The organism is Psychrobacter sp. (assembly GCF_018260395.1).
Lineage (GTDB): Bacteria > Pseudomonadota > Gammaproteobacteria > Pseudomonadales > Moraxellaceae > Psychrobacter.
Map to the genome: position 1 here is coordinate 1 of NZ_JAGLBC010000014.1, position 6,161 is coordinate 6,161.

Below are 6,161 nucleotides of genomic sequence, written 5' to 3' on the forward strand. Positions count from 1 at the left end.
TAGTAAAAAAGACATTTATTATGCGTCTATCCATTTAAAAAGCCGTCATTTAATAACTGTCATTTAACGCCCAATATAATGTATTACCGAATGTCATTTATCACCTAATAAAGTTATAAAGTTTCATCAACAGTTAAAGGATTGGATAATATGAACTCAACTAGTCGATCATTCGATTCGTCATTAAACACTGAATATGTGTATGTTGCAGCGGGAGATATAAACGGCTTACTACGGGGTAAACGTATTCCCTTTAGTCAAATCGATAAAGTAGAAAAAGGCGGTATTCGCCTGCCGTTATCTATTTTAAGTGTCGATATATGGGGAGCTGATGTCATTGACTCCTCACAAACCAATGGCGATATTGATGCCATTGCGCTTCCCACCGGCCGTGCGCCTTATCCTATAACCACTACCAATAAACCTTCGTCAATGCTACCTGTTTGGTTATATACCGAAGACAATAAACCTTACTATGGCGATACGAGACACGTCTTAGATTTTATTTCCAAAAAATTTAAAGCACTTGGTTTGACACCCGTTATGGCAACCGAATTAGAGTTTTATTTGGTGGATTACACAGAAGGACAGACACCAAAATCACCTATTCGTCCCAAAAACGGTTTAAGACTCAATAAGACATCCATATTGAGCATTAATGACTTATTGCAGTTCGATGAGTTTTTAGATGAGGTGTATACACAGTGCAGAAATCTTGATATACCAGTCGATGCCGCTTTGGCTGAAAATGGCTGCGGTCAATTTGAGATCAATATGATTCATGTTGATGACCCTCTAAAAGCGGCCGATGATGCAGTATTATTTAAACAAGTCGTTAAATCGGTTGCAACGCGAATGGGTCTTACTGCTACTTTTATGGCAAAACCCTTTGGCCTGCAATCAGGTAATGGCTTTCATGTTCACTGTAGCTTATTGGATCAAGACGGCAATAACATATTTGACGACGGTACTGACGAGGGTTCGGATATGTTACGCCATGCGGTAGCCGGTCTGATTCAAACCATGTCAGATTGTACGTTATTGTTTGCCCCTCACGTCAACTCATATCGCCGTTTTGCCCCTGGAACGCTTGCCCCAAATAATATCTCTTGGGGATATGAAAATCGTACGGCAGCTGTCCGTATACCTGGCGGCGATTCCAAAGCGCGTCGTATTGAGCACCGTGTGTCAGGCGCTGACGCCAATCCGTATTTGGTTTGTAGTGCTGTATTGGCAGGCATACTTTATGGTATTGAAAATAAACTAGAAGCACCCGAGCCTATTAATAGCATTGCGTATAGTGAACTTAAATTAAAAAATCTACCTTTAGATTGGCTCTCTGCGATTCGCAAATTTGAAAGAAGCGAGGTTGTGGGGTCCTTGTTTCCTGCTGAAATGATTGAGCTGTTAATCGCCGTCAAAAAGCAAGAAGCCATACGTTTTGCTAAGCAAGTCACAAATTTAGAATATCTTACCTATTTACAGGATGTCTAATATGTCTACTAACTTAACCGAGTTACCTTCAAATAATAAACGCAATATTGAACACTATTCAAACAAAGGTCAATATCCTGATAGCTATTATGCTGCCAGTCGCAACCCTAAACCCGATAGACCAAAATTGCAAAATGACATACAAGCTGAGATCTGTGTGGTAGGTGGTGGCTATAGTGGTCTATCTACTGCCCTGCATTTGGTTGAAACAGGTCATGAAGTGGTTGTGTTAGAAGGGGCACAAATTGGCTGGGGTGCGTCAGGTCGAAATGGTGGTCAGATTGTTAATGGTCTTAATGCCAGTTTGCAAAAAATTAGGAAATCTTATGGTCAACAAAATGCCGATTTTGTTGGTCAATTGGTAACTCGTGGTAACCAGATTATCCGCCGCTTTATCGCTGATTATCATATCAAATGTGATTTAAAACAGAAAAATATATTTGCCGCTTTTAATCAAAGTCAGCTACAAGACTTACAAGAGACGCATGCGCTGTGGGAAAGTCACGGCATGCACGATCGTGAAATGTTAGATAAAGCAGGCATTCAAACACACGTAAAAACTGATGCTTATATTGGCGGTATGATTGATCATTCGGGGGGACATATTCACCCGTTAAATCTTGCTCTTGGCGAAGCTGCAGCGGTTGAGCAACAGGGCGGTATTATTTATGAAAATACTTTGGTGGTGGATATAGAGTATGGAGATGATGCCATTAAAGTGATTACTGAGTATGGCTCTGTTACCTGCCAGCAAGCTGTACTGTGTGGCAATGCTTATCTCAATAAAGTAGTCCCAAAATTGACCGATCGTGTTATGCCTGTTTCTACCCAAATCATAGCAACTGAACCATTGGGAGCTTTAGCTGATCAGTTAATACCGACAGATGTCTGTGTAGAAGATGTGCGTTATATTCTTGATTATTATCGTCTATCAGCAGATAAACGTATGTTATTTGGCGGTGGCACTGTGTATGGCGGTCAAGACCCTGCTGATATTACTGCCAAGATACGACCCAACATGGTTAAAATATTCCCAGAGCTTGCCGATGTCAAAATCGACTTTGCTTGGAGCGGCAATTTTGCATTGTCTTTTTCTCGCGTGCCGCAAATGGGTAAGTTACATGACCGTGTTTATTTTGCGCATGGATATAGCGGTCATGGGGTCACAGGATCGCACCTATTTGGTCAGATATTATCTGATGCTATAAATGGTAATACCAAGGAGTTTGATGCTTTTGCCAAGATACCTTGGATTCCTTTTCCAGGTGGACGAGCGTTACGAGTGCCCTATTCTATGATGGGATCATGGTGGTATGCGTTAAAGGATAAAACGGGTCTATAGGCTAATTGCATTAAATTAATGCCACTAACTAGTGCTAACAACTTACGCTAACAACTAGCGCTAGTTTTTTAATATTATTTTTTACAATCTCTTTATTCGCATTAAAAATACGCTAGGCTTATAAAATGTTAAATTATGACATTAGGTATATGACTTAGCGGGTTCAATAAAAAACATAACGTAATACTTATGCTAAACATTACATATACTAAGGTTGCCTTTTAAGCCGTATAGTTAAACATTAATTAGAATAAAACTTCTGGAGCTATCATGAGCGACTATCAAGTGACTAATCCCGCTACAGGTCAAGTGGAAGCCACCTATCCTACGGCAACTGACCAAGAAATACAGCAAACCATTGAACAGGCAAACACTGCTTATCAAAGCTGGCGTCAGACTTCATTGAGTGAGCGCAGTCAATTATTGCATAAAGTTGCAGACCTCTATCTTGAACAAAGAGACGCTTTAGCCAAAATTATGGCCACTGAAATGGGTAAACCGATTGCTCAAGGCAAAGGAGAAATTGAATTAGTAGCAGATATTTATCGTTACTATGCAGACAATGCTGAAAAGCTGTTAGCACCGAATACCATAGAGGTCAAGACAGGATCGGCTATTGTCGAAAAACGTCCTGTTGGCGTATTACTAGGAATCATGCCTTGGAACTATCCTCACTATCAAGTGGCACGATTTGCAGCACCTAATATGATGGCGGGTAATACCATTCTTTTAAAACATGCGCCGCAGTGTCCGCATACAGCTGAAAAAATTGTTGATCTTATGCAACAAGCAGGCGTGCCTCAAGGTGTGTATAACAACATTTATGCAACCAATGATCAAGCATCAACTATTATTCATGATGATCGAGTTCAAGGGGTTTCTTTAACAGGTTCTGAACGTGCTGGCAAAGCGGTGGCACAAGAAGCTGGTAAAGCCCTTAAAAAGGTGGTATTGGAGCTGGGCGGATCAGATGCTTATATCGTGACCGACGATGCCGATATTAAACAGGCCATTAAGGGTGCTATCTCAGGTCGGTTTGGCAATACGGGGCAAGCATGTAATGCAGCGAAACGCTTGATAGTTGTTGAGTCGGTGTATGATACTTTCGTTGATGGTTTCACCGCAGCAGTTAAGAAAATGACTTTGGGTGATCCCCTTGAAGATAAAACGTTTATTGGGCCTCTATCCTCTAAAGCTGCCGCTGATAACCTACAAAAGCAGCTAGACGAAGCAGTCAATGCTGGTGCAACAGTCTTGGTAGAAGGCGGTATTGATAAAGATAAACCTGGTGCTTGGTTTAAACCTGCTGTGCTCACCGATGTCGATGCGTCAATGAGTGTGTATAAAGAAGAGTTATTTGGACCGGTTGCAGTTATTTATAAAGCCAAAGATGTTGAAGATGCCATTAAAATTGCCAACGACGTCCCCTTTGGTTTGGGCGCTTCTATTCAAACCACAGATGAGAATTTGGCAATGCATATCGCAAATGAATTAGAAGTCGGTATGGTGACTATTAATGCACCGTCAGGTAGTGAAGCGAATACGCCATTTGGCGGCGTTAAACGTTCTGGTTTTGGTCGCGAGTTGGGTCATTTGGGTATTACTGAATTTCTAAACTATAAACTTATTCGAGATAAACCTTAACGTGTTTAATACTTCAATATATATTCCAGTTGAACTTAAATACTGAAATCTAAACAAATAAACCCCGTAGTATCTATGGGGTTTATTTATTCTAAACAATATATTTCTACAACTTAGACTACTTTTGAATAAATATTAGCTTTCCACAAGAATATCTTTAATAATCTTCAAGCCTTCTTGTAAAATGCTATCTTCAACGGTCAGTGGCACCATAACTCTGATAGCATTGCCATACATACCACACGAGGCAAGTAAAAGCCCATTCTCAAAAGCCTTAGTCTTTAAATTCAGAGTCGCTTCAATATCAGGCTCACCATTACTATTGACTAAATCAAAGGCCAACATAGCCCCTTTATAACGTATGTTTGCAATACAGTTTACATTCAAATCCTTTAAAAACGAGGCAATTTTATCGCCAATCTCGACACTACGTGCCAGCAAATTCTCCTCTTCAATAACTTCAATCACGGCTAATGCCGCCACACACCCAAGAGGATTACCAGAATAAGTACCTCCTAGACCGCCCATTTGCGGTGCATCCATAATATCAGCTCGACCTATCACCGCCGATATAGGATAGCCACCTGCTAGGCTCTTCGCACTGGTCATCAAGTCAGGCTCTACACCGAGTTGTTCAGTCGCGAATAAAGTGCCTGTACGCGCAAAACCACACTGCACTTCATCAAATATCAAAACAATGCCATATAGATCGCAGATATCTCGTAAAGCTTTGGCAAATGTAGGGGTCAATTGATGAAAACCGCCCTCCCCTTGTATCGGCTCAATGATTATCGCAGCCACTTCACTGGGATCAATATCAGCTTGAAAAATCATTTCTAAACTATGTAAAGCTTGTTCTTCAGTTGCATTAAGCTCTGGGGCTGGAAACAGCGCATGAAATATGGAAGCTGGCATCGGGCCAAAGTTCTTTTTGTAAGGCAATACTTTGCCTGTTAAACCCATACATAGTAAAGTGCGGCCATGCCAACCACCGACAAATGAAATAATCCCCGGACGACCTGTTTTAGCCCTTGCAATTTTGACCGCGTTTTCTACAGCTTCTGCGCCCGTCGTTAAGAAAAAAGCCTTTTTAGCCCCACTAATGGGTGCTTTTTCGCATAGTTTTTCTGCTAGTTCCACATAACATTCATAATTAATCATTTGAGCTGCAGTATGGGTAAACTTATCGAGTTGCTCATGAACCCGCTGGGTAATTTTAGGATGACTGTGTCCTGTATTTAACACAGAAATACCACCCACAAAGTCAATATAACGGTTGCCATCTGTATCCCAAATCTCCGAATTTTTCGCCTTTTCAGCAAAGATTGGAAATGCCACGCCAAGCCCTGCTGGCAAGACCGCTTTGCGACGCTCAAGTAATGATTGGTTGGTAGAAAGATTGGTAGTCATAATAGTTTCCTAGTTATAAATGTTGTCTGTTTATTTTTAATATCTATTTAGTTTTTAGCATCTAATGAATTAACGTCTTCTAAAGTAGCTTTTAATAAACTACCTTCTAATAAATTACCTTCTAACAATAAAACTGTCTAATAATGCACTGCCTAATAAAGTACTGCTTAATAAAATATCATCTAATAAAGTACTGCCAAATTAAGTTAGTTAACTTACTTAGCTATAATGAACCATTCTCTTCAATTTGAGCAATATAATTTAGTAACAA

General features: G+C 40.4%; 4 protein-coding genes. 3 read left to right on the plus strand and 1 reads right to left on the minus strand.

Features of this window, described 5'->3' with window-relative positions:
• Positions 1-150 precede the first annotated feature (150 nt).
• From QZ265_RS02350 to QZ265_RS02360, 3 genes are all read left to right on the plus strand, one after another.
• On the plus strand, positions 151-1,494 hold the full coding sequence (locus tag QZ265_RS02350; protein ID WP_296403019.1) for a glutamine synthetase family protein: 1,344 nt from the start codon (positions 151-153) through the stop codon (positions 1,492-1,494).
• A 1-nt stretch (position 1,495) separates the two neighbouring features.
• Positions 1,496-2,836 carry an FAD-binding oxidoreductase gene (locus tag QZ265_RS02355; protein WP_296403021.1) on the plus strand — a complete coding sequence of 447 codons (1,341 nt, stop codon included), beginning with the start codon at positions 1,496-1,498 and terminating at the stop codon, positions 2,834-2,836.
• Between the two features lie 270 nt (positions 2,837-3,106).
• On the plus strand, positions 3,107-4,480 hold the full coding sequence (locus QZ265_RS02360) for an NAD-dependent succinate-semialdehyde dehydrogenase (RefSeq protein WP_296403022.1): 1,374 nt from the start codon (positions 3,107-3,109) through the stop codon (positions 4,478-4,480).
• Between the two features lie 135 nt (positions 4,481-4,615).
• Here the strand turns inward: QZ265_RS02360 and gabT are convergent, their stop codons facing one another.
• Positions 4,616-5,890 carry a 4-aminobutyrate--2-oxoglutarate transaminase gene (gene gabT, locus QZ265_RS02365; protein ID WP_296403024.1) on the minus strand — a complete coding sequence of 425 codons (1,275 nt, stop codon included), beginning with the start codon at positions 5,888-5,890 and terminating at the stop codon, positions 4,616-4,618.
• Positions 5,891-6,161 lie beyond the last annotated feature (271 nt).